The following is a 22,515-nucleotide window of genomic DNA, read 5'->3' on the forward strand; positions in this document are numbered from 1 at the left end:
CGCGGGGTGCCCGGAATCAGGCCGCGGTGTCGCGCGTTGCGCGGCGTTTGACGGCATACATCTCGCGGTCGGCATGGCCGAGCAGGCTCGCTGCGTCGCTGCCGTCGGCGGGGAAGCAGGCGATGCCCAGACTCGCATCGAGCTGGAACGCGCGATCCGCCAGGCGGTACACCAGTCGCAACTGCGCGCGCAGGGTGTCGGCGACCTGGCGTGCGACGCTGGCATCGCGACATCCCGGCAGCAGGATCACGAACTCGTCGCCGCCGACGCGCGCGGCCACGTCGCCATGTCGCAATGATGCCGTCAGGCGGGCCGCGACATCCTGCAGCAGGCGATCGCCCGCATCGTGTCCGCCGATGTCGTTGACCGTCTTGAAACCGTCGAGGTCGATGTAGAGCAGGGCGAGACCGTCACCGGATGCGCCGGCCTGCGCCAGCGCACGGTCCAGCGTCTGGTGCAACCGGTACCGGTTGGGCAATCCGGTCAGTGCGTCGTGACCAGCGAGATGTTCCAGCTCACGCTCCACACGCCGCAACTCGGTGACCTCGCGCCCCACGCCGATCCGCACGCCATGCGTGGGATGCCAGTTGGCCGACCACTGCATGTCCACTGCATGACCGTCCCGGTGCAGGTAGCGGTTGCGGAAATGGCGCTGGAACTCGCCGGCCATCACCTGGGTGGCCTGCTGCATGGTGTCGTCGCGATCGTCGGGATGGATGAACTCGAAGGCCTGACGCCCGAGCACATCCGCTGGACGGTAGCCGAGGATCCGCTCGAAGCCCGCGCTCACGAACAGGTAGCGTCCGGCCGGATCGACCACGCAGACCGCATCGGGCAGCAGGTCCAGGATCTCGGCGGGCAGCGGCAGGTTCGGGGTCATGCAGGGCGGGCGACGGGTCTGGAACGCAACGGCGCCCAGAGTGCCAGAGTGCGTGCGGCGATGGATGGATCGAAGCGTCTCGAAGCGTGCGGATGCGATCCCGCTCCGGGTCGCGCGCTCGATTGCGCTGTCACATGCCACCGCGACCGGCGCCGCGCGCGCGCCAGCCGCGTATCCTGTGCGCCGCGCGCGCCTGCCAGGACGCCCGCGGATCAGAACCGAGGATGCAGACGATGGCCCGATTGAAGCGCGACCCGACCCGGGAGCGGAACCTGACACACGATTACGCCAAGTGGCTGCTGACCGAGAAGCGCGAGCGGACCGATGCCAACGGCAAGCTGTTCGCGCGCACGCACACCACGCGCGGCCGCCGCTTCCACGGCTACAACGAGGAAGAGGTCTGCAAGATCATCGGCGTGGATTTCTACGGCTGATCGCCCGGCGGGTTCGTGTCGAGACGTGATCGCGAACCCGTGCGACGTCACTCGACATCGCTGCGCACCTGCGCGTGACTGATCAGCGCGAAGATCAGGCTGCCACCGACCACGTTGCCGGCCAGCGTCGGCAGGCCGAACCGCAGCACGGCATCGGCGAATGCGGTTTCGCCGGCAAACACCATGTACATCGCCTCGGCCGAGCCGACGATGATGTGGGTGAAGCCGCAGATCGCGATCAACCAGGTACACAGAATGATGATCAGCAGCCGGGACTGCTCGGTGGCGGCCATCATCCAGACCATCATCGCGATGATCCAGCCGGCCAGCACGCCCTTGGTGAACATTTCGAGCGGCGTATTGCCCATCAACTCACGGCCGATCTCGAGAAACGAGGCGTGCGTCGCGGCATCGAACTGGTGCAGCTTCAACAGGCCGAGCGCGAACAGCGTGACCCCTACCAGGTTGCCGACCAGCACAACGCCCCACAGCCGCAGCAGGCGTCCGAACTGCTGCCAGCTCGGTGCCGTCATGACTGGCAGCACGACCGTGAGCGTGTTCTCGGTGAACAGCTGCTGGCGGGCGATGATCACGGCGATGAAGCCAAAGGTGTAACCGAAGCCGTCGATCAGATGACTCGCCGGCACGTCCTCCAGGTAGCGGTGCAGCACGGCGCGCGCCAGGAATGAGAAGCCCATGGTCAGTCCGGCGGCCAGCGCCGACCAGGCCAGCGCCGCCACGCCGCGCTTGAGTTCTGCCTGGCCGTTGCGCCGGATGATCTCGTGCAGCACGGCCGCACGCGGCGGGCTCTGTTCTTCGACTTTTTCGTGCTCGTCGCCAGACAAGGCGAAGCCGCTGCCCGAGGTTTCCTTGAGCGTGTCCCGGACGTCTGCGTCTGTCTCGTCTTCCACCGGGGGATCGGCCTGCGCGTCGGCGTCACGCTGTGTGTCGCGGGGCATGGGGGCGGTCTCGAAGCGTCGGTGCGGCGCGGTACCGGCAGCTTGCGCGACGCGGGCAGGGCAAGCGGTGAACGCGAGCGGTGGATCGTTCGGGTTGATCGAGCCCCGCAGGCGCGAGCGTGTGGTCTGCAGTGGCGGCTACGCCTCGCGCGTCAGGTCGCGCACGCTGCGTGCGACGCGGGCCACGGTCAGCCCGTGCACGAGAACGGAGAACACGACCACACCGTAGGCGAGCGCCAGCACGGTGTCGCGGGCGGCGCGGCAACGAGGGCGCCAGCGCCACCCCGATGCGGCCGCGCAGGCCGGCCCGAGTCAGCACGCGCCCGGTGCTGGCAGACAGGCGGAAGAGCCCGCTCGTAAGCCGCACCGGAGCGCCGATGGTCAGCAGGCGCGCGAGCAGGATTGAAATCCGATCAACCGGCGAGATCAGGGCGCCGAACAGCAGGCAGTAGGTCAATGGCCAGGCCCACGATGGCAGTGGGCAGACAGCTGCCCAGGATGGGCAGGCGCCGGCGCTGGTGATGGCGGCCTGCGCGCGTGCTGCCGGGCATCCTCGCCCCGATCGGGCGTGACGTGGAACCGATGCCGTCCCGGCAGGCCGTCATCGACAGCGACTGCGAGGACGCGCCCGAGGGGTGGACGGCGAGCGCGCTGGCGGCTCAGGCTCAGTGCGGGTCGGCCGGTGGCGCAGGGTGAGGTCAGGACGCTTCCCAACGCCTGGCGCGGGCGGCGGGCGCGTTCGCGGCGTTCGCATCCGCGCGACAGCGGGTGGCTGGCCTTGTCACCGCCCGCGTGCGCCGGGTCCGTTGCTGCAGTCGCGTGCGCGCCGCATGGTCGTCGGCGCCCTCCACTGGTACCTTTCGCACTCTTTCGCCCTCTCTGCCGAACTCCGCGCCTGATGACATCGCTCCGCGTTGTATTGATCTTTCTGGCCGTCGTGGCCAACACCATCGTGCATGTGCCGCTGCTGCTCGTGGCCGCACTCGTCAAGGCGCTGATGCCGTCCGCGCGCCTGCGTCTGGCATGCAACTCGGCCCTCACCGGGCTCACCGAACGCTGGATCGCGGTCAATACCTGGCTCGTCGACCGCTACAGCCACGCGCGTTTCGAGGTCACCGGGCTGGAGGGGCTGCAGGTCGATGGGCACTATCTGGTGCTGGCCAACCACCAGAGCTGGGTCGATATCGTCGTGCTGCAGAAAGTGTTCAACCGGCGCATTCCGCTGATGCGGTTTTTCCTGAAGCGGCAGCTGTTCTGGGTGCCGCTGCTGGGCCTGGCGTGGTGGGCGCTGGATTTCCCGTTCATGGGCCGCCACACCCGGGCGCAGATCGCGCGTAATCCTGAGCTGGGGCGCCGCGACATGCAGGCTACGCGACGGGCCTGCGAGAAGTTCCGCGACATTCCGGTCTCGGTGATGAACTTCGTCGAAGGCACGCGTTTCACTGCAGAGAAACATGCGCGCCAGGACTCGCCGTACCGGCACCTGCTCAAGCCCAAGGCGGGCGGTGTGGCGTACGTGCTCGATGCGATGGGCGACGCGCTGCACGGCATCATCGACGTGACGATCGCCTATCCCGGCGGACGCCCGACGCTGGTCGACCTGCTGGCGGCACGCGTCCCCGCGGTCCACGTCGTCGTGCAGCAACGCCCGATGCCCCACGACATCCTGCAAAGCGGCGGCGCCGAGGATCGCGCCAAGCGCGCCCGGTTCCAGCAGTGGATCAATGCGCTGTGGCAGGACAAGGACGACGCGCTCGCGCAGATCCTGGAACGCTAGCGGGGCACCGCCGCTGCATGGGCGCACGAAGCGTCCGCGTGCATCTGTCTGCTGGCCCACAATGCGCGGTTCCACGATGCCGAGAGTCGATGTGATGCAAAGCCTGCGCATCTGCGTGCTGCTGTTGCTGTGCTGTCTGCCTGTGCTGGTGTGCGCTGCGCGCGAGCGCCACGCCGTAGAGGGCGATGCGTGTGGTGGCTATCCACGCTTGGCCATCGAGACGATGCCCGGCATGTGTGCGGGGCGGGTGCTCGGGCCGACAACGGAGGATCCGACGCGCACAGTGCGCCTGCCGCGCTCGCTGCTGCAGCTCGACGCACAGACATGGCTGGTCACTGATCTGGGGGCATGGGACGGTACCCGCGGTGCGGTGTGGCGGGTGCACACAGGTGCCGATGGCGCCGTCGATCTCGCGGTCGCGCTCGACGGCCTGCACCTGCCGCACGCGATCGCGCGTGGTCCGGACGGAGGCGTGTATGTCGGCGAGATGAGCCGCATCGTCCGCTTCGACCCGGACGCGGCGACGCCCGGCGACACCGTACAAGAAGTGGTCGGCGGCCTGCCGGACAACCGCCTGCACGACCATCGTCATCCGCTGTCGAAGTTCGTGTTTCTCCCCGGCGGCGACCTGCTGGTCAACGTCGGCGCGCCGAGCGACCAGTGCACGGGCGCCGAAGCGCGAACGGACGCCGGCCTGTGCGCGCAGAGCGAAGGCGCTGAAGATGCCGCGAGCCTGCGCCGGTATCGCTACGAGGGCGACGGCCGCTGGTCATCCGACTACACCGTCTTGGCGCGCGGACTGCGTAACTCGCTGGCGCTTGCGGTGCATGCGTCCGGTACCGTGCTGCAGGCCGAGAACAGCTATGACTTCGACAGCCGCTGGTCGCCGTTCGAAGAACTCAACGTGATCGAAGCCGGCCGTCATTACGGCTGGCCCTACTGCGCCGACATCGCGCAGGCCACGCCCGCGTGGCGCGACAAGGCCGACTGGTGCCGTTCCGACGCCCATACCGCGCCCGCACTGTTGTTGCCGCCGCACGCCGCGCCATTGGACATGCTCTGGTACGAGGGCGCGATGTTCCCGGCGCTGCAGAATCGTCTGCTGATGACCTGGCACGGACATCGTTCCGTCGGCGGCCGCATCGCGAGCTTCTCGGTCGATGCACGCGGCGTGCCGGCGGTCGATGCCAATCCGCGGTTTCCGGTCTACGGCCAGGGCATGCGCGCCTATGGCGCCGGCCCCGCGGCCACGTCGGTTCTTCTGACGCCCGGATGGGGACTCAAGCGCGGCGTGCGTCCGCAGGGCTCACCCGTTGGACTCGCAATCGCCAGCGACGGCGCGATCTGGGCGACCGACGATCGCGCGGGTCTGGTGATCCGGTTCGCGAAGGACGACTGAGGGCGCGCCATCGTGGTGCCAGTGCGCGCGCCGTCGACTAGTCTGTGCGCCCTGCATCCAACCGGGTCGTCACGATGAAGCTCCAGCTGTCCCTCGAGTGGTTCCTCAATCCCGACCATCTGCCGCTGATCGCGGGCATCCAGCTGGGCTGGTATCGCGAGGCGGGCCTCGAACTCGAACTGCTGGTGCCCGATGACCATTACGACGGACTGGCGGCGACGGTCAGCGGCGATGTCGCGTTCGCATGCAACGAACCGCTGCACATGATCGATGCGGACCGGCCGGGCCTCAGGGCGCTCGGCTGCTTCTTCGAAACCGATGGCGGCATCCTGCTGCAGCGTGCGGCGGGCCAGCGCCTGCTCGAAGGCGGCATGTTGCGGCTGGCGTCCCCGGTCGCCGGCGGCGTGACGGATGCGATCGCGGTGGAAATCCTGTCGCGCTGGTGTGTGCAGCAGGGCGCGGCATTCGATGCGTCGCAGGTGGTGATCGAGAGCGCCGGCTTCGAACATCTCGCCAACCTGCGCGCGGGCTTCGATGGTGCGTGGCTGTGCTTCGCCAACTTCGAAGGTGTCGAAGCGCGGCTCGAAGGTCTGGATACGCACTTCATCGCCACGCACGACGTGGGCCTGCACAACTTCTCGGCGCTGGAACTCTTCACCGCGCAGGCGTTTCTGGCCGAGCATGCCGACGTGGCGGCGACGGTGACACGCCTGATCGGGCAGGGCGCGACGCTGTGCCGCGACGATCCCGCGCAGGCCGCTGCGCTCTGGTACGCCTACAGCGGGACCGAACCCACCGCGCTGATGGACGCGATCATCGCCGACACCTGTCCGCGTCTCGTCGGCCCGATGCAGCGCGATGCCGCACGCTGGCACGGCATGTGGGATCAGTTCGACCGACTGGGACTGAGCCAGGTCGATCGCGCCGGTTACGCGGCGCTGTACGCATGAGTCGCAGGCCTGCCATGTCCGCGGGAATCGCAAAGGCGGGCGCATGAAAATCGCGATCCTCGACGACTACCAGAATGCCGCGCGCGGGCTCGATTGCTTCCGGCTGCTCGATGGCCACGATGTCACCGTGTTCAAGCAGGCGCTGGACGGCGATGCGCTGGCGGACGCGCTGGTCGGTTTTGAAGCACTGGTACTGATCCGCGAGCGCACGCGCATCGACGCAGCACTGCTGACGCGATTGCCGGCACTGAAAGTCATCTCGCAGACCGGAAAGGCCGGTCGGCACATCGATCTCGCCGCGGCCGCCGCGCGCGGCGTCACCGTGCTGGAGGGCGAGGGCGATCCGACGGCACCTAGCGAACTGACATGGGCGCTGGTGATGGCGGCCTATCGCCGCGTGCCGCAGTACGTCGCGCAACTGCAGGCCGGCGTGTGGCAATCGAGCGCGACGCAGCCCGGAAGCGACTGTATCGGGCGGTCACTGCGCGGCGATGTGCTCGGGATCTGGGGCTACGGCAATATTGGCCGGCGCGTTGCCGGCTTTGGCCAGGCGTTCGGCATGCAGGTGCTGGTGTGGGGTCGGGACGGCAGCCGTCAACGGGCGTCTGCGGACGGCTACGCCGTGGCCGAATCGCGTGAGGCATTTTTCGAACGGACCGATGTGCTGTCGCTGCACCTGCGCCTCGATGACGCGACACGCGGCATCGTCACCGGCGATGATCTTGCGCGCATGAAACCGACCGCGTTGCTGGTCAACACAAGTCGCGCGGAACTCATCGAAGCCGGTGCAATCGAGCGCGCGCTGCAGACCGGCCGACCGGGCCTCTTCGCGCTGGACGTGTTCGAGCAGGAGCCTTTGCCGGCGACCTCGCCGCTGCTGCATAACGATGCCGTGATCGCGACCCCGCATCTGGGTTACGTCGAGCAGAAGAGTTACGAACTGTATTTCTCCAGTGCATTCCGCAATCTGCTGGCGTTCGTCTCGGCCCGCAGCTGATCCGGCCAGCGGGATACGTGTCGGCCAGGCGCGCTACGCTGACGCTGGCAAGCAGGAAGCCCCGCATTGCGAGGCTTCGTCGTAAAGCCTTCCGCTTCGGCATGGTTTGCGCGCAGCGTCCGCTTGCGGTCATCCGCACTGTTTGGCCGCGTTGTCCGGAACCCGAACTGGCGTACGTGCCGCACGCTTCGCCTGCGCGGATGTTGTCGAAAAACGCCGGCTGCGTCGCCCGTACACGTATAGCGATCGGCGCGCCAGCGCCTTTCATTTTCAGCGCTCGAGCGGGCGTCGTCGCTTCGATCCGCTCCCGAGCGAACGGCCCGGTCGATCTCCCTGGATGCTGCAGTGCACGGTGACAACGCCCCCGCATCGGTATAGATCTGCGTCCAGGGTGGTAGCGCTATCAGACAGCGCTGTCGTAACAGACGAGATCCAGGGATGACGTGCACCGCGAGCGGTGTGCCTGCCGCGGCGCGATGCCGCGTGGGGCACTTCACAAGCCGGTGGCGATGCACGGGACACACACGCTGCCGAGCGGACGCATCGCCAGCTGACGACACGATGATTCGTTGGATTCCAGAGAGCGCTCGAAGGACAAGTGGGTGCGTTTGTTGCTCCGCACCCGTGTCAGGTGCGACGGGGTGGTAGTGAGGCACGTGCCGTGGGCAACCTGCTCGCGGACGTTGGTATCTCGGTGCAGAGGACTGGCCAATGAACCTGAAATTCAACCGCTTCAAATCGACTGCGATGTTCACCTTCGTGGGGGGTGTTCTCATCATCAATCCTGCGTTCGCGCAGGATCCGTCGCCGCAGCCCACGACGCAAAGCGCCGAGGCGCGCCCCGCCGCCGCCCCGGACCCCACGACGCTCGACTCGGTGGTCGTCACAGGCATTCGCGGCAGCCTCAACCAGGCGATGGAAACCAAGCGCGACGCCGCCGGCGTGGTGGATGCGATCAGTGCCGAGGACATCGGCAAGTTCCCGGACACCAATCTCGCCGAGTCGCTGCAACGCGTCACCGGCATCTCGATCGAACGTCGTGACGGTGAAGGCGCGCAGGTCACCGCCCGCGGCTTCGGACCGCAGTTCAACATGGTCACGCTCAACGGGCGTCAGGTGCCCGGCGCCGATGCTTTCGGCGCGGCGGGACAGGTCGCGATCGGTGGTGTGGACGGTGGCACGCGCGCATTCAATTTCGCGCAGCTCGCGGCGGAGTCCATCAGCGGGATCGAGGTCTACAAGACCAGTCAGGCGCATGTGCCCAGCGGCGGCATCGGCGCGACGATCAACATCCTCACCGACCGGCCGTTCAATCACACGGGCATCGTCGCCAGCGCCGGCGCCAAGGTGGTGTCCGATCGCAGCCAGATCTTCGAGAACGACCTGACGCCGGAACTGTCCGGCATCTTCAGTTTCACCAATCCCGACAAGACCTTCGGCGTGGGTCTGAGCGCCAGCTACCAGAAGCGCAAGGGCGGTTCGGTGCAGGCCACCGAGAACTACTGGAACGTGCAGCCGTGGACGGGCACGCTCCCGGGTGATCCGGTGGTGGTCAATGCGCCGGCGATTGGCGAGCTCTACGCGCGGCCCAACGATCTGCGCTATGCCTTCTCCGAGTTCGAGCGCGAGCGCATCAACGGCCAGGCGGTCGTGCAGTTCGCGCCGACCGATGCGCTGACGCTGACGCTGGATTACACCTATTCGACGAACGAGATCACCGAAAACCGCGGCGAGCGCGCCATGTGGTTGCAGAACAGCGACTACACCAATGTCGAGTTCGATACCTCCGGTGCGGTGGCCACGCCGGTCTACATCCGGGAGATCGCCGGCACCAAGGATTTCGGCCTCGAACAGCAGCGCAGCATGCAGAAGTACAAGCTCGGCTCGCTGGGCCTCAACGCGGTCTGGGACGTGAGCAGCGATCTGCGCCTGAGCTTCGACGCGCACAACTCCAAGACGGAGAGCAAGCCCAACGATCCGCTGACCGGCGGTGGTTCGATCTTCTCGAGCATTGCCGGCACCAACAACTGCACCACCGGTCCGCACTGCGGCGGCTCGTGGGTGCAGGAACTGTTCTTCAACAACAGCCTGCCAGTCGGTACCCAGACCTGGTACCCCACGGCCGCTGATGCGGTCGCGGGCACCAACGGTGTGGTGAATCCGGGCTTCGTTGCCGGAGAGATCGGCTCGCAGGTCCTGCGCATCAATGCGCAAACGCAGATCAGCGAGATCAAGCAGGCACGCGTCGACGGTGAGTGGAGCTTCGATGCGGGACGCTTCCAGTTCGGCGTGGACAGCAACAAGTCCACCACCCATCGCCTGCAGGCTGCCGAGGCCTATTCGACCCTGGGCGACTGGAGCGTGGCCAATGTCGACGCCGACGTGGCAGGCGGGCTGATGGACTTCCTGCAGCCTGTCAATGTGGCGGGCCTGTTCGATGATTACAGCGTCAACAGCTGGCCGGGATGGCGCGGTGATGCCGGCGCGCTGGCCCAGTGGGCTGCTGGGCAGTACGGCGTGGGCCTGGGGGTCAGCCCGCAGTACGCGGCCGACAACCGGGTCGAGGAGAAGACCAACTCGGCTTACCTGCAGGTCTCGCTGGACGGGGAACTCGGTGGCATGCGCACCAATACCCGGATCGGCATGCGCTACGAGACCACGGACGTCATCTCGACGTCGGTGATCGCGATTCCTGAAGCGATCGAGTGGCAGTCGAACAATGACTTCCGCATCGTGCTGTCCGATGAGCTGGAGCCTTTCAGCGAGCGTTCGAGCTACAGCTATCTTCTGCCGAATCTGGATTTCAGCATCGACTTCACCGAGCAGCTGAAAGGCCGCGCGTCGTTCGGCAAGAGCATCGCGCGCGTGCCCTACGGCAATCTGTATGCCGGACCGGGTGCGGAGCGACCGTTCGGCTCCGTGCTGCTGGACCCGTCCAGCCGCGCCAGCGGCAACGCGCAGAATCCGAGTCTCAAGCCGCTTGAATCAGACAACTTCGACCTGGCACTCGAATGGTATTTCGCCGACGCCAGCTATGTGTCCGTGACGTATTGGAACAAGTCGGTCGGCAATTTCGTCGGTAACACCGTGACCCAGGAGCCGCTGTACGGACTGACCGATCCCACGTCGGGTCCCGATGCCCAGGCTGCGCTGGCCTTCCTGCAGAGCGCGGGGTGCCGGGCGCAGGTCGGGCCTGCCAACGCCGCCGCGTGTTCGGGAAACGATACGTCGCTGTTCACGGCACTGGCGCTGTTGCGCAATGATCCGGGCGGCCTCGGCGCGTTCGATGGCACCGGCGCACAGGCGCTGGCGGCGGAAGCGGCCTATGACCTCTACGGGCAGGCCAACGATCCGCTGTACCAGTTCAACGTGAACCGGCCGATCAACCAGAACGAGGCCAAACTGCACGGCTGGGAACTGGGCGGGCAGTACTTCTTCGGTCAGAGCGGACTCGGTCTCCTGGCGAATTACACGGTCGTCCAAGGCGATGTCGGTTACGACAACGGCGGCGATCCGGGGATCGACCAGTTCTCGCTGACGGGCCTGAGCGACACGGCCAATGTCATGTTCATGTACGAGAAGTATGGCTGGTCGGTGCGTCTGGCCTGGAACTGGCGCGACGAATATCTGATTCTCGCCAACCAGGGCACCAGCCGGAATCCCTATTACGTGGAAGCGTACGACCAGTGGGATCTGAGCGTGAACTACGCGCTCAACGATCACTGGTCGTTCGGCCTGGAGGCGATCAACCTCACCGGTGAGGACGTGCGCTGGCACGCCCGCACCGATCAGCAGATCATGAAACTCGCCGACCAGAGCCCGCGCTACATGCTCGGCGCGCGCTACAAGTTCTGATCCTGACGATACCTCCCCCGGGTGTTGCGCGGCAGGGCCGCTGCAGGTGCAGCGGCCTCTGTCGATCGGCCCACGGAGGTCCGGTCTGCAAGGACAGGTCCTTCCGTCCGACCCGTAGTATCTTGCCCGGCAGTCACCCAACTGTGCGCCGGCGCTCCACCCTGGAGAGGCGATGCCCCGCTACGAACTGCTCAACAATGTCGCGCACCGGGATTTGCGTGTCGCGACCGGATTCGGCCCGCGCTTCGGCGACGACATCGGCATGGTGCCGGCGTTCCCCAGCGAGTACGCCGAGTTGCAGCGCGAGTACCCGATTTTCTTTCGCAAGGACGAGGCCGGGCAGTGGGGCTCGGTGGCGCTGCTGGGATTCGAGCAACGCGAAAACCTGTTCCTGCGCGACGACCGCTGGAACGCTGCCTACCTGCCCGGCGCCGCGGCGAAAGGTCCGTTCCTCATCGGGTTCCAGGAGCAACGCATCGACGGCGAACTCCGGCAGGAACCGGTGATCCACGTCGACCTCGACCACCCGCGCGTCAGCGAGACCCACGGCGAGCCGGTCTTCCTGCCACAGGGCGGCAACAGTCCCTATCTCGATCACGTCGCGGGCATCCTGCGCGGCATCCGCGACGGCAGTGCGTTCGGCGCGGACATGTTCGCGGCCTTCGACGCGCTGGACCTGATCCAGCCGGTCACGCTGGCCGTGGACCTGGATGATCGCCATCGGGTCGATGTCAGTGGCTTGCACGGCATCGATCGCGATCGGCTTGCAGCGCTGGACGGTGTTGCGCTTGAACGCCTGAGCCGCGCGGGCTATCTCGAAGGCGCGTATCTGGTGCTGGCTTCCCTGCACAACGTGCGCCGGCTGATGGCCGAGAAACAGCGCCGCCTGCGCGAGCAGGACGCGGCGATGTCCGGCAACGGGCGCTGATCCGATGGCCGCGCCGATGCGCGTGATGGAGTGCTCGGCGGGCACGTTGCCGCTGGAGACGCTGCTGACCGAAGGCCAGCCAGCGCTGCTCAAGGGCGTCGCGCGCGACTGGGATCTGGTGCGGGCCGGGCTGGTATCCCCCGCCTCGGCGATGTCGTACCTGCGTGGCTTCGACGCAGGGCGCCCGGTGCCGTACTCGTACGGCGCGCCCGGCATCGGCGGGCGCCCGTTCTACACCGACGATTGCAGCAATCTGAATTTCGAGGTCCGGCGTGGCGCACTGGGCGACGTGCTCAATGCGATCGCGCAACACCTCGACGACGCGCAGCCCCCGACCTATTACGTCGCGTCGCTGCCGGTGGCAGGCGCGTTGCCGGGGTTCGGCCGGGACAACGATCTGCGGCTTGCCGATCACGGGATACAGGCGCCGCCCAGCATCTGGATCGGCAATCGCGTCGTCGCGTCCTGCCACTACGATGCGCCCGACAACCTGGCGGTCTGCGCCGTGGGCCGACGCGAATTCACCGTGTTTCCGCCCGACCAGATCGGCAATCTCTATCCGGGCCCGTTGGAACCGACGCCGGGCGGTCAAGCGGTCAGTCTGGTCGATTTCGACCGACCCGATGACGCCCGCTATCCGCGATTCCGCGATGCGCTGGCAACCGCTCAGACCGCATTGCTGGAGCCGGGCGACGCCATCTTCATTCCCGGCATGTGGTGGCACCACGTGCGTAGCCTCGCGCCGTTCAACGTGCTGGTGAATTACTGGTGGCGCAATGCGCCGGCGTTCCTGCCGTCGCCGTTCTCGGCGCTTTACCACGCGCTGTGGGCTGTGCGTGATCTGCCCGAACGTGACAAGCAAGCCTGGTCGCATGTGTTCGATTACTACGTGTTCGGTCCGAAGGCGCGCGCGGGCGCGCATGTGCCGGAGCAGGCGCGCGATGTGCTCGGACCCATCGACGACACGCGGGCGCGTCGCATCCGCGCGATGTTGATCGGTTGGCTGAACCGGTGAGCGGCCAGGACGCAGAAGACATGGACACGGCGCAGTCGACACCGGATCGGATCCGCAGGGTGGTGATCGCAGGCGGCGGCACCGCGGGCTGGTTGGCCGCGTGCGCGTTGGCGCACCAGTTCCGCGAGCGCCTCCAGATCACGCTGGTGGAATCGGAACAGATCGGCACCGTCGGCGTGGGGGAATCGACCGTGCCGCCGATCCGCAGCTTCCACCGGTTCCTGCAGATCGACGAGCAGGAATTCCTGCGCGCTGTGGCCGGCACGTTCAAGCTGTCGATCTCGTTCGAGCACTGGCGCCGGCCCGGCGATCGCTACATCCATCCCTTCGGGTTCACCGGCCAGGGCACGCTGGCGGCCGGTTTCCATCATTTCTGGCTGGAGAGCCGGCGTCGCGGCATGCAGTCGGAACTCGGCGATTTCTGCCTCGAAACCGTCGCGTCACAGGGCGATCGGTTCTCGCTGGCGACCGACCCGCCGGTCAATTACGCCTACCACCTCGACGCCGGCCTGTATGCGAAATTCCTGCGTCGGATTGCCGAACGCAACGGTCTGAGTCGTGTGGAGGGCAAGATCCGCGAGGTCACGCGTCACGCGCACAGCGGCGATGTTGAAGCGGTGGTGCTGGAGGACGGGCAGCGGATCGAAGGCGACCTGTTCATCGATTGCAGCGGGTTCCGCGGGCTGCTTATCGAGCAGACGCTGCAGACCGGCTATGAGGACTGGAGCCACTGGTTGCCGAGCGATCGCGCGGTCGCCGTACAGACCGAACCGGTGGCCCCACCAGTGCCGTACACGCGTGCCATCGCACACGAGGCGGGCTGGCGCTGGCATATTCCGCTACAGCATCGCGTGGGTTGCGGCCTGGTGTTCTCCAGCCGTTACATGTCCGATGACGAAGCCCACGCGAAGTTGCTGCGCGATGTCGGCGCGCCGCCGCTGAAGGATCCCTGGCTGGTGCCGTTCCGCACCGGCCGTCGCCGCAAGGCCTGGAACGGCAACGTCGTGTCGCTGGGATTGGCCAGCGGTTTCATCGAGCCGTTGGAATCGACCAGCCTGCATCTGACCATCAGCGCCGTCGTGCGGCTGATCCAGCTGTTTCCGTTCGACGGCATCTCGCCTGCGCTGGTCGAGCTCTTCAACGACGTCAGCCGCGCGGAGATGGAACACGTGCGCGACTTCATCGTGCTGCACTACCACGCGACGCGGCGCGACGAACCCATGTGGGCCGCTTGCCGCGCGATGGAGCTGCCACCGTCGCTCGAGCTCCGTCTGCGTGCCTGGCGTGACCGCGCGCATGCCTGGCAGGGCGCGGATGAACTGTTCCGGGTCGACTCCTGGACGCATGTACTGCTGGGGCAGGGCATCGAGCCGCGCCAGCATCATCCGCTGACGCGGGCTCTGGACGACGGGGATCTGCGGCAACTGCTGCGCGGCATCCGTGAGCCGATCGCGCGAGGCGTGTCGCAGATGCCTGCGCAACAGGCTTTCATCGAGCGCTACTGCAAAGCGGGTCCAGAGGTCTGGGGCGCGCGCAACGCGGCGCAATCGTCGAACGCCGCGAGTGCGCACACGGCGCACACTCGCTGAGCAGCGTCGCGGTCACCACGTCAGCCTCGCCAGGGACGGCTCAGACCGGGCGATCGTGGTCCGCGTCCGGTGTCGCACCATCTCCGCTTGCCACACGCTGCACCCGCGCGCGGTACGCACCCACGTTGTCGCCCTGGATGCGCGTCGCCTGCGTGCCTGTGATGTTGCCGACCTTTGCGTCGCTGCCGGTCACCGGCTTGGCGTCGATGCTGGTCTCGCGCTCGAAGGCGTGCGATTTGTCGGTGTTGCGATAGAACCGGTACAGCGCCCAGTACAGCGCGGTCGCGCCGGCGGGGCCGGCGAGCAGCAACCAGAGACCACTGTCGTCGCTCATGACATGCCCACCAGAATCATGATCGCGATGCCCTCGAGGAAGGTGCCGGCGGTCAGCGCGGCGAGCAGCAGTTTCCACTGCTGGACGGGCACGCTGCCCATGGTTTCGCCGGTGCGGCCGTTGACCGCGATGTAGTGCAGCAGGCCACCGCTCTTTCCCGGCTGGTGATACGAATACAGCCAGACCGGCAGGTACATCGAGGCCCAGCGCGTGCCGTGCACGTCGAGTTGTTCCTGTTCCCAGCGCACACCGCGGTCGTAACGACGCGTCGAACCTTCGACCTGCGCGCGGGCGATCGACAGCAGTTGGTCTTCCAGCCGCGGCTGCAGATGCTGGACGTTGCTGTTGCGCTTCTCGGAGGTGAAACCAGAGAGGTAGGACGCGTTCCACTTGACCGCGTTCTTGGTGTCGAACGGCAGGATCGTATTGATGATGTTGTTGGTGTTGACGTTGACGTCCAGATTGCCGCGCTCGGTGGACGATTCCAGCGGCAGGTCGTCGACGGTGAATTCGACATGGCGTTCGACCTGGTAGACGTCGGCGTCGTAATAGGTGCGCTTGTTGTTCTGGGTGCCGCGTGTGTACTCGCGCGTCTTGATCTCGCCCTTGCCGGCGACGGACGCGCTCGCGCTGCCGTCGACGATCATGTAGGGCAGGTAGACGCCGACCACGTTCTCCGGCGTGAACTCGTCCTTGAACGCCTTGAGCGCGAACAGCCGCCGCTTGTCGACGAACTGGCGGATGCGCGCGACGGCGTCGTCCTGGCGGATGTGGAACGGCAGCACCGCATCGGGCACCGCGCCGTTGGCGATCTGCTCGTTGACACCGAACACGTGGCGGCACCAGTGGCAGCGCGCCGTCATCGTGCTTTCGGTGTTGACCGTCACTTCCGCACCGCAGCCGGCGCACTTGAAGGTCATCAGGCTGGCGGCATCGGCCTCGATGTCGCGCGCGCCGGACGCGATGACGGTGCCGCGGAGATCGGCAATGCCTTCACCGAATCCGAAGGCTTCCTCCACGCGTTCGCCGTTCCATTCGTTGCGGCAGTACAGACACACGAGGATGTCGGTGCCGACGCGCTGGCGGATGTCGGTTGCGCCGCATTTCGGACAGCGGTTGAGGCCGTCCTTCAATTCGTCGGCGGAGGTGTCGATGGCCAGCGGATCGGGCGCTTCGAGCTCGTCGCGGATCGGGCCGGGCAGCGTGGCCGGATCGACCGGCAACGTGCCCGGCAATGGCGGCACGTCACGCGGCGAACCCGGGCCGTCGACGGGGCGAACCGGCAACGGCGGCGGCAACTTGGTATCGGACATGGTCGAGGTGCGTCGGACGGCTTACAGGCCGAGCGCCTTGGCCTTGAGCGCGTCGTAGTCGTCCTGGGTGATCAGGCCGAGGTCGAGCATCTCCTTGGCCTTCTTGAGCTTCGCCACCGGATCGTCCGCGGCAGGCGCGGCAGGCGTTGCCGGCTGCTGCAGGCTGCCGATGCCGCCGGCCATGCCCGAGGCCATGCCCAGACCCACGAGACCCGCCGCGCCGCTGTGCTCGCCGGCCGACTGCATGCCCTGGGCGACGCTTGCCTGCAGATTGGAATTGCCGCGCGAGCCGGCGAGGGCGTCGGCGCGCTGCACGGTCTTGAGCAGTTCGCGGGTGTTGGCGTCGTACTCGATCGAGACGATGGCGGTCTTGACGATGGCAAGGCCACGGTCGGACTTCCACTGGTAACCCTGTTCGACGGCTGCCGACAGGCTCTGCGCGAAGCCCAGCGAATCCTGCTGCAGCTTCGTGATGCGATTGCCCTTGCCCGGATCGTTCGTGTACAGGCTGAAGGCCGGTGCGAGCGAGCTCACGACCTCGTTGAACAGCTGGCTGGCCGCCGCGTTGTCGATGTCGGTGAAGTCGAAGACCTGACCCGGCGCGAGGTAGCTCGCCGGCACGAAATTCTTCACGAACAGGATCGGGTCGACGATCTTGAGCGTGTAGGAACCGCGCGTCAGTGCGCCGACCTGCGTGCCGAGGAAGCCATCGTCCCAGTAGATCTCCGACTGCGTGCCGAAGCGGTTGTCCGGCAGTTCCTTCAGCGAGACGAAGAACGCCGCCTGCTGGCCGCCCGGCTGGCCGCCGAACTTGAACCGTTCCCAGCTCTGCTTGATCAACGGGCTGACGATGCCGTCGCCGGCGAAGATCGACTGTGAGTTGAGGTCGTCCGAGCGCCATTCGTAGCCGCCCGGCTCGGCGACGAAACCGGTGATCGCGCCGTCCTGGAACAGCAGCAGGCCGTAGCCTTCGGGCACGACGATCTTCGAGCCGTTGCTGATGATGTTCGACGAACCGCGCGTATTGGACCCCCGTCCGGCGTTCTTGCCCTGCGGCACCGCCGCGAACAGCGCCGCCGTCGATGGCAGGCCGGTCGGCACGGTCAGGAAGTCTTTCCACTGGTCGGCCAGTACGCCGCTGACTGCACCCGACACCGCCTGTACGAGACCCATGGCAATTCCCTTCAGTTCGTGGTCGGGCACGATGCCCGCCATGTCGGCGGATCATAGCGTCGCGACCGTAAGGGGTTGGTAGTGCTGGTCGTCATGCGTTGCGCGGGGAGGGACGTCTAGGTCACGCGCACCCGTTCCTGGGTATGGACGACCAGGCCCAGTGAGGTCGGGCGGTGTTGGAGCGGCGACACGCCGATAGCAAGCGCGCGTCCGGAGGCGAACACGCGATTGGCGCCCGCCAGATGCAGCGCGAGGCAAGGCGGTTGAGCCGGGCATGCGCCGAGGGTGGCAGCGTCGCCCGTGCACAGGACAGGCGAGCCCGCAATCCGCACGCGCGCGGCTGAGGTCCAGACGGCCGCCTGCGCACCGTGCACGCACATCACAATGGCCGCGGATGTGAGCACCGGCTGTCCCATCAGACGATCTCCAGCGCGCCGCGGTTGATGGACACCGCCGGTCCGGCAAGCGTCATGCGCGCGCCTTGGCCGTTGTCGAGCACGATGCCGGTTGGACCGATTTCGATGATCGCGCCTTCGGACGTGCGGACCGACCATGTGTCCAAAGGTGGCGCGGCGGCAGGCATTGGGGGTGGACGAGATTGCGCCGTCCAGAACACACCGCACCAGATGGGCGTACTGACGTCGCCCGCTTCGAACTCGATCCATACCGTGTCGCCGATCTTAGGCAGCAGCGGTGGCACACCAGGCGGCAGGCACGGGAGCGCCCAATCCATGCGCGTTGTACCGGCGAGGACGGGCATCGACACCTTGAGCCGAGCCAGGCCGCTCGGATCCCGATTGTCGACAACGACGCCGCGATACTTGCCGTAGTAGTGCACTGGCGAACTCCGTGGTGCGTTTCGAAAGCCGTTGACTGGAAGCATTGGGGAACGACGGGTTGCGGCAGCCGTTCTCGCGCCTACCAGACCAGGCCCATGAGCCAGGTATCCGCAGCAGTGCCCGGCATGAGGAACGCCGGCGCCAGATGTACGACGAGGAAGAACGGTGCGCCCCACAACGTCTCGCGGTGGATGCGGCGCAAGGTCACCAGGTCGTAGACCACCAGCACGATGGCCAGCGCCAGCAGGCCGCCGATCGTGATCAGGACACCGTCGACACCGCCGAACAGCGGCAGGTCGGCGAGCCGGATCAGGGCAGGGGAGATGATCGCCAGCGAGGCCAGCAGCATCAGGCGCCGGTGCGCGTCTGCGCGCCGACGCAGCAGCAGGCCGCGGACGAGGAACACGACGTAGGCGGTCAGCGCGCCGAGATCGCCCCAGATGATCAGGCTGAGCAGCGGACGTTGCGCTTCGACATCGATGCCCTGAACGCGCCAGCTGTCCACGAGCTGCGCGAGCGTGATCATCGAAGTCACGACGACGCAGAGCGCGATCACTGCACCCAGCGCACCGAGGCGGCGGTGCAGCGCGATGCGACCGTTGGCGACCAGCAGGCTCTGCGTCGCGAACAGCACGAACCAGGTGGTCACCACGAAGCCGTGGACGTGCAGGTGGAGTGCGAGCGGCCCGTCGGCCTCGGAGCGGAAGAAGTATGTGTTCCAGAACCCCGCGACGACGACGGCGAGCAGCAGCGCCATCGCCGGAAAGAACACGGTGCGGTGGCGCGGCAAAGTCGCGGCGCCGGGGATGGTGGACGCGGTCAGACGATCGGGTGGATACACGGGGCGCTCCGGCAGGTGGGTGCGAAATCGAAGGGCGAGAGGCCGCGCGACATCCGGGAGAACGGAGAAACCGGTTCGAACCTGCCATCGGATCGGCGGCGCAGGGCCAGCTGTGTGACCGCTAGCGCTTTTTTTGGCGCTAGCGCCCGATACAGCGCGCCTTCTGCCGGGATGAAGGCGCCGGAAAGGCCCGAGTCGCGAAATCAGATGAGCCGTCAGAGCGTAATACCGATCGATGGTCTGCCGGCCGCAAGGACTGGTCTTTCACCCGCGATCTACGAGAGCACGTGCAGCCCGCGCAATACGGATCGACGCGGTGCCAGGCCCGATCCCAATACTGGTGTGCAGGAAACGGCGCAGTGATCTGCGCCCGTTCTGCGTTCTGCAGATCTTCCCGATAACGGGATCACGCGAGGCCGGGTGCGTTGCTATTCTCGAACGCAACCGCTCGACGCCTCGCGCGTACAGGTTTCCGGATGACCGAAGACACCACCCTTGTGGCCCGCGCGGATGCGTCCGACCTCGACGGCATCCTCGCGCTGCAGGCCGAGAACCAGATCGCGCGCGGCGGCACGCTAGCCGCCAGTCTGCCCCTGGCACGCGTGGTCGCGATGATGGCGGCGATGCCGTTGATCGTCGCGCGGCGGGGAGATCGCGTGGTCGGCTTTCTGATGACGACGGATCGGACGATGAATGCCGATCTGGCGATCGTGCGCGCGATGTTCGCGGCCTATCCGGGCGCGCCGGATGGCTACGTCTATGGCCCGATCTGTGTCGGCGCGGACGCGCGCGGGCAGGGTCTTGCGCAACGCATGTTCGATGCGCTGCGGGTGCTGGAACCCGGACGCGAGGGCGTGCTTTTCATCCGCGCGGACAACACGCCCTCGCTGCGCGCCCATCTGAAGATGGGCATGCAGGAGGTCGCCCGCTTTCTGTTCAACGGATTCGAGTACGCGGTGTTCGCCTACGTGGGCTAGCGCGTCGCGGCCGCACCTGTCCGGTCGGCGACGTACTCCACGTTTGTCTCCAGTCGAGCACGCCATCGCGGCGCTGCAGGAGTCCAACGCGTGAACGCTGCCTACTCGATCCTGCCGCTGTTGCTGGGCGCCGCCATTGCACACGCTGCGCCCTTGCCGCCGGCGCCGACCGAAGCATTCGTCGAAGACCGCTTCGGACATGACATCGACGATCCGTATCGCTGGATGGAAGACCCGGCGCGGGCGGCGCAGCTGCAGGCGTGGATGACCGAAGCCAGCGCGGCAACGCGTGCGCGTCTCGATGCGCTGCCCGAGCGCGCGGCGTTCGAAACCATGCTGCGGGCCGCGACCCGCGCGGGCGTGTCCTACGGCGACACGAAATCCGCCAGTGGTCACCTGTTCTTCCTGCAGCGCGATCCGGGCGCGGCCGTGCCGAAGCTGGTCGTGCGCGATGGCGCCGGCGAGCGCGTGTTGCTCGATACCTCCAGCCGCGCAGGCGCGACGCAGGCGATCGCCAGCTACGCGCCGTCGCCCGACGGCACGCTTGTGGCGGTGATGGTGGGCGAGGGCGGCGGTGAACTCGGGCGTTTCGCGATTCTCGATGTTGCTGATGGACGCGAGCGCTACCGCCTCGACGGCATGACCTTCGGCGACTTCGAACTGTTCTGGCTCGCGCCGGATCTGGTCGCCTATACGCGCATGACGCACGCGCCCGACAGCGGCGTCGATCCGCTGCTCGACACGCAGGCGATGGTGGTCGCGCTGACGCCGCAGGGCGCGGTGGAACGCATCGGCCTCGGCAATCGCCTCGAAGGCGGGCCGACCTTTGCGTCGGAAGAGTTCCCGGTGATCATCGGGCCGGGCCATGGCGATCTGGTGTTCGGCTACGGCTTCGGCGCGCGCGCCGATGCACGTGCGCTGGTGACCTCGCTGGCCGCATTGCGCGCGGGCACGCCCACGTGGCGGACGCTTGCGGATTACAGCGACCAGCTCGCCACCGATGCGCTGGTCGGCGAGTCGGACTATTACTTCGTCAGCACCCGGGAGGCGTCGAACGGTGCGCTGTACCGGCGCACGCTGACCGCCGATGCGATCGGCGCGATCGAAACCGTGATGCCCGCAGGCGATCTGATCCTGTCGGACCTGGTCGCCACGCGTGACGGCCTCTATGTGATGGGCACCCGCGACGGCGTCTCGCAGGTGCTGTATCTCGCCGGTGGCGCAGGCACGCCGCAGGCGATCGCGCTGCCGTTCGAAAGTGAATTGCTGGATGCCTCGGCAGACGGCGATGGCGGATCGATGGTGTTCGGCCTGCGCGGTTGGACCACGACCACGCGCGCATTCCGCGCGACCGGCGCACGTATCGACGCACTCGGTCTGGATTCCGCGATCTGGGCGCCGACGCAGGCCTTCGTCGCGACGCGCGAGGAGGCCGTGAGCCGCGACGGCACGCGCGTGCCGATGGTCGTGCTGCGCAAGCCGGGCGCCGCGGATGTGCCGGTGCCCACGTTCGTCGAGGGCTACGGCAGCTACGGCGTGCTGACCACATCGCCGCTGAGTTCGCCGTTGCTGTCGCCGTGGGTCGAGCGCGGCGGCGCCTTCGTGTTCTGCGGGACGCGTGGCGGTGGCGAACGCGGCCGCGCCTGGCACGAGGCCGGACGCGAGGCGAACAAGCCGAATGCGCACGACGACCTGGCCGCTTGCGCGCAACAGGCGCAGGCCATGGGCGTCGCGTCGCTGGCGACCACGCTGGTCATGGGCACCAGTGCCGGCGGTCTGCTGGCACCAGCGACCGCGATGAAACATCCCGAACTGTTCGCCGGCCTGATGCCGCGCGTCGCCGTGCTCAATGCAAGCCGTCTCGAAGCGGCGCCGAACGGGCCGAACCAGTTCGCCGAGATGGGCGATCCGCGCACGCAGGCCGGGTTCGAAGCGCTGCTCGCGCAGGACGCCTACGTGATGCTCGAGAACGCGCGCGATCTGCCCGATACGCTGATCACCGTCGGCATGAACGACACCCGCGTGGTGCCGTGGATGGCGGCGAAGTTCGCTGCGCGTGCGAGCGCGAAGTTCGGTGACCGGCGCGACATCCTGCTGCGCGTCGATACCGCGCAGGGCCACGGCATCGGCTCGTCGCAGGACAGCCAGGTGGCGGAACTCGCCGACGCGTTCGCCTGGGGCTGGGCACAGGCGACGTCGCCCTGAGACATCGATCGCGCACGTTGCGTGGAAAGCGCAACGCGCAACGATGGAGT

General features: G+C 67.0%; 19 protein-coding genes. 11 read left to right on the top strand and 8 right to left on the bottom strand.

Going from position 1 to position 22,515, the window contains the following annotated elements; all coding sequences use genetic code 11:
- Positions 1-16: 16 nt before the first annotated feature.
- Entirely contained in the window at positions 17-880 is an 864-nt protein-coding gene (locus ACZ9YD_RS06000; RefSeq protein ID WP_465074210.1) for a diguanylate cyclase domain-containing protein, read from the bottom strand.
- 233 nt (positions 881-1,113) lie between these two features.
- On the opposite strand from ACZ9YD_RS06000, the gene ACZ9YD_RS06005 reads away from it, so the two are divergent.
- Positions 1,114-1,314, top strand: a complete 201-nt coding sequence (locus ACZ9YD_RS06005) for a hypothetical protein (RefSeq protein WP_465074211.1) — start codon at positions 1,114-1,116, stop codon at positions 1,312-1,314.
- A gap of 47 nt (positions 1,315-1,361) precedes the next feature.
- Here ACZ9YD_RS06005 and ACZ9YD_RS06010 read toward each other — a convergent pair whose 3' ends face one another.
- Entirely contained in the window at positions 1,362-2,273 is a 912-nt protein-coding gene (locus tag ACZ9YD_RS06010) for a formate/nitrite transporter family protein (RefSeq protein WP_465074212.1), read from the bottom strand.
- Between the two features lie 898 nt (positions 2,274-3,171).
- On the opposite strand from ACZ9YD_RS06010, the gene ACZ9YD_RS06015 reads away from it, so the two are divergent.
- From ACZ9YD_RS06015 to ACZ9YD_RS06050, 8 genes are all read left to right on the top strand, one after another.
- Positions 3,172-4,050, top strand: a complete 879-nt coding sequence (locus tag ACZ9YD_RS06015; protein WP_465074213.1) for an acyltransferase — start codon at positions 3,172-3,174, stop codon at positions 4,048-4,050.
- Between the two features lie 94 nt (positions 4,051-4,144).
- A complete protein-coding gene (locus ACZ9YD_RS06020) occupies positions 4,145-5,449 on the top strand; it encodes a PQQ-dependent sugar dehydrogenase (protein WP_465074214.1) in 1,305 nt (434 codons plus the stop codon).
- A 74-nt stretch (positions 5,450-5,523) separates the two neighbouring features.
- Entirely contained in the window at positions 5,524-6,399 is an 876-nt protein-coding gene (locus tag ACZ9YD_RS06025) for an ABC transporter substrate-binding protein (protein ID WP_465074215.1), read from the top strand.
- A gap of 43 nt (positions 6,400-6,442) precedes the next feature.
- A complete protein-coding gene (locus ACZ9YD_RS06030) occupies positions 6,443-7,396 on the top strand; it encodes a D-2-hydroxyacid dehydrogenase family protein (RefSeq protein ID WP_465074216.1) in 954 nt (317 codons plus the stop codon).
- Positions 7,397-8,107: 711 nt separating this feature from the next.
- Positions 8,108-11,251 carry a TonB-dependent receptor gene (locus tag ACZ9YD_RS06035; protein WP_465074217.1) on the top strand — a complete coding sequence of 1,048 codons (3,144 nt, stop codon included), beginning with the start codon at positions 8,108-8,110 and terminating at the stop codon, positions 11,249-11,251.
- A gap of 172 nt (positions 11,252-11,423) precedes the next feature.
- The gene (locus tag ACZ9YD_RS06040; protein WP_465074218.1) at positions 11,424-12,179 is read left to right on the top strand and encodes a SapC family protein; all 756 of its coding nucleotides are present in this window, start codon (positions 11,424-11,426) and stop codon (positions 12,177-12,179) included.
- 4 nt (positions 12,180-12,183) lie between these two features.
- Positions 12,184-13,194 carry a cupin-like domain-containing protein gene (locus ACZ9YD_RS06045; RefSeq protein ID WP_465074219.1) on the top strand — a complete coding sequence of 337 codons (1,011 nt, stop codon included), beginning with the start codon at positions 12,184-12,186 and terminating at the stop codon, positions 13,192-13,194.
- Between the two features lie 20 nt (positions 13,195-13,214).
- On the top strand, positions 13,215-14,783 hold the full coding sequence (locus ACZ9YD_RS06050; RefSeq protein WP_465074220.1) for a tryptophan halogenase family protein: 1,569 nt from the start codon (positions 13,215-13,217) through the stop codon (positions 14,781-14,783).
- Positions 14,784-14,823: 40 nt separating this feature from the next.
- On the opposite strand, the gene ACZ9YD_RS06055 is transcribed toward ACZ9YD_RS06050, so the two are convergent.
- The 6 genes from ACZ9YD_RS06055 to ACZ9YD_RS06080 form a co-directional block, all read right to left on the bottom strand.
- Positions 14,824-15,117, bottom strand: coding sequence for a hypothetical protein (locus ACZ9YD_RS06055; protein ID WP_465074221.1), 294 nt, complete (start codon positions 15,115-15,117; stop codon positions 14,824-14,826).
- Positions 15,114-16,430, bottom strand: a complete 1,317-nt coding sequence (locus ACZ9YD_RS06060; protein WP_465074222.1) for a TFIIB-type zinc ribbon-containing protein — start codon at positions 16,428-16,430, stop codon at positions 15,114-15,116. Before ACZ9YD_RS06060 ends, ACZ9YD_RS06055 begins: the two co-directional genes overlap by 4 nt.
- A 21-nt stretch (positions 16,431-16,451) precedes the next feature.
- The gene (locus tag ACZ9YD_RS06065) at positions 16,452-17,603 is read right to left on the bottom strand and encodes an SPFH domain-containing protein (protein ID WP_465074223.1); all 1,152 of its coding nucleotides are present in this window, start codon (positions 17,601-17,603) and stop codon (positions 16,452-16,454) included.
- Positions 17,604-17,719: 116 nt separating this feature from the next.
- Positions 17,720-18,019 carry a hypothetical protein gene (locus ACZ9YD_RS06070; protein ID WP_465074224.1) on the bottom strand — a complete coding sequence of 100 codons (300 nt, stop codon included), beginning with the start codon at positions 18,017-18,019 and terminating at the stop codon, positions 17,720-17,722.
- On the bottom strand, positions 18,019-18,441 hold the full coding sequence (locus ACZ9YD_RS06075; protein ID WP_465074225.1) for a phage baseplate assembly protein V: 423 nt from the start codon (positions 18,439-18,441) through the stop codon (positions 18,019-18,021). The genes ACZ9YD_RS06070 and ACZ9YD_RS06075 overlap by 1 nt, the downstream gene beginning before the upstream one ends.
- Positions 18,442-18,521: 80 nt before the next feature.
- Positions 18,522-19,283: a hypothetical protein gene (locus ACZ9YD_RS06080; RefSeq protein WP_465074226.1), complete on the bottom strand. Its 762-nt coding sequence runs from the start codon at positions 19,281-19,283 to the stop codon at positions 18,522-18,524.
- 476 nt (positions 19,284-19,759) lie between these two features.
- Here ACZ9YD_RS06080 and ACZ9YD_RS06085 point away from each other — a divergent pair, with 476 nt between their 5' ends.
- Both ACZ9YD_RS06085 and ACZ9YD_RS06090 read left to right on the top strand, forming a co-directional pair.
- Entirely contained in the window at positions 19,760-20,260 is a 501-nt protein-coding gene (locus ACZ9YD_RS06085) for an N-acetyltransferase family protein (protein ID WP_465074227.1), read from the top strand.
- A 90-nt stretch (positions 20,261-20,350) separates the two neighbouring features.
- Positions 20,351-22,465 carry a prolyl oligopeptidase family serine peptidase gene (locus ACZ9YD_RS06090; protein ID WP_465074228.1) on the top strand — a complete coding sequence of 705 codons (2,115 nt, stop codon included), beginning with the start codon at positions 20,351-20,353 and terminating at the stop codon, positions 22,463-22,465.
- Positions 22,466-22,515: the final 50 nt, after the last annotated feature.

This window comes from Luteimonas sp. AC640a (assembly GCF_979256585.1).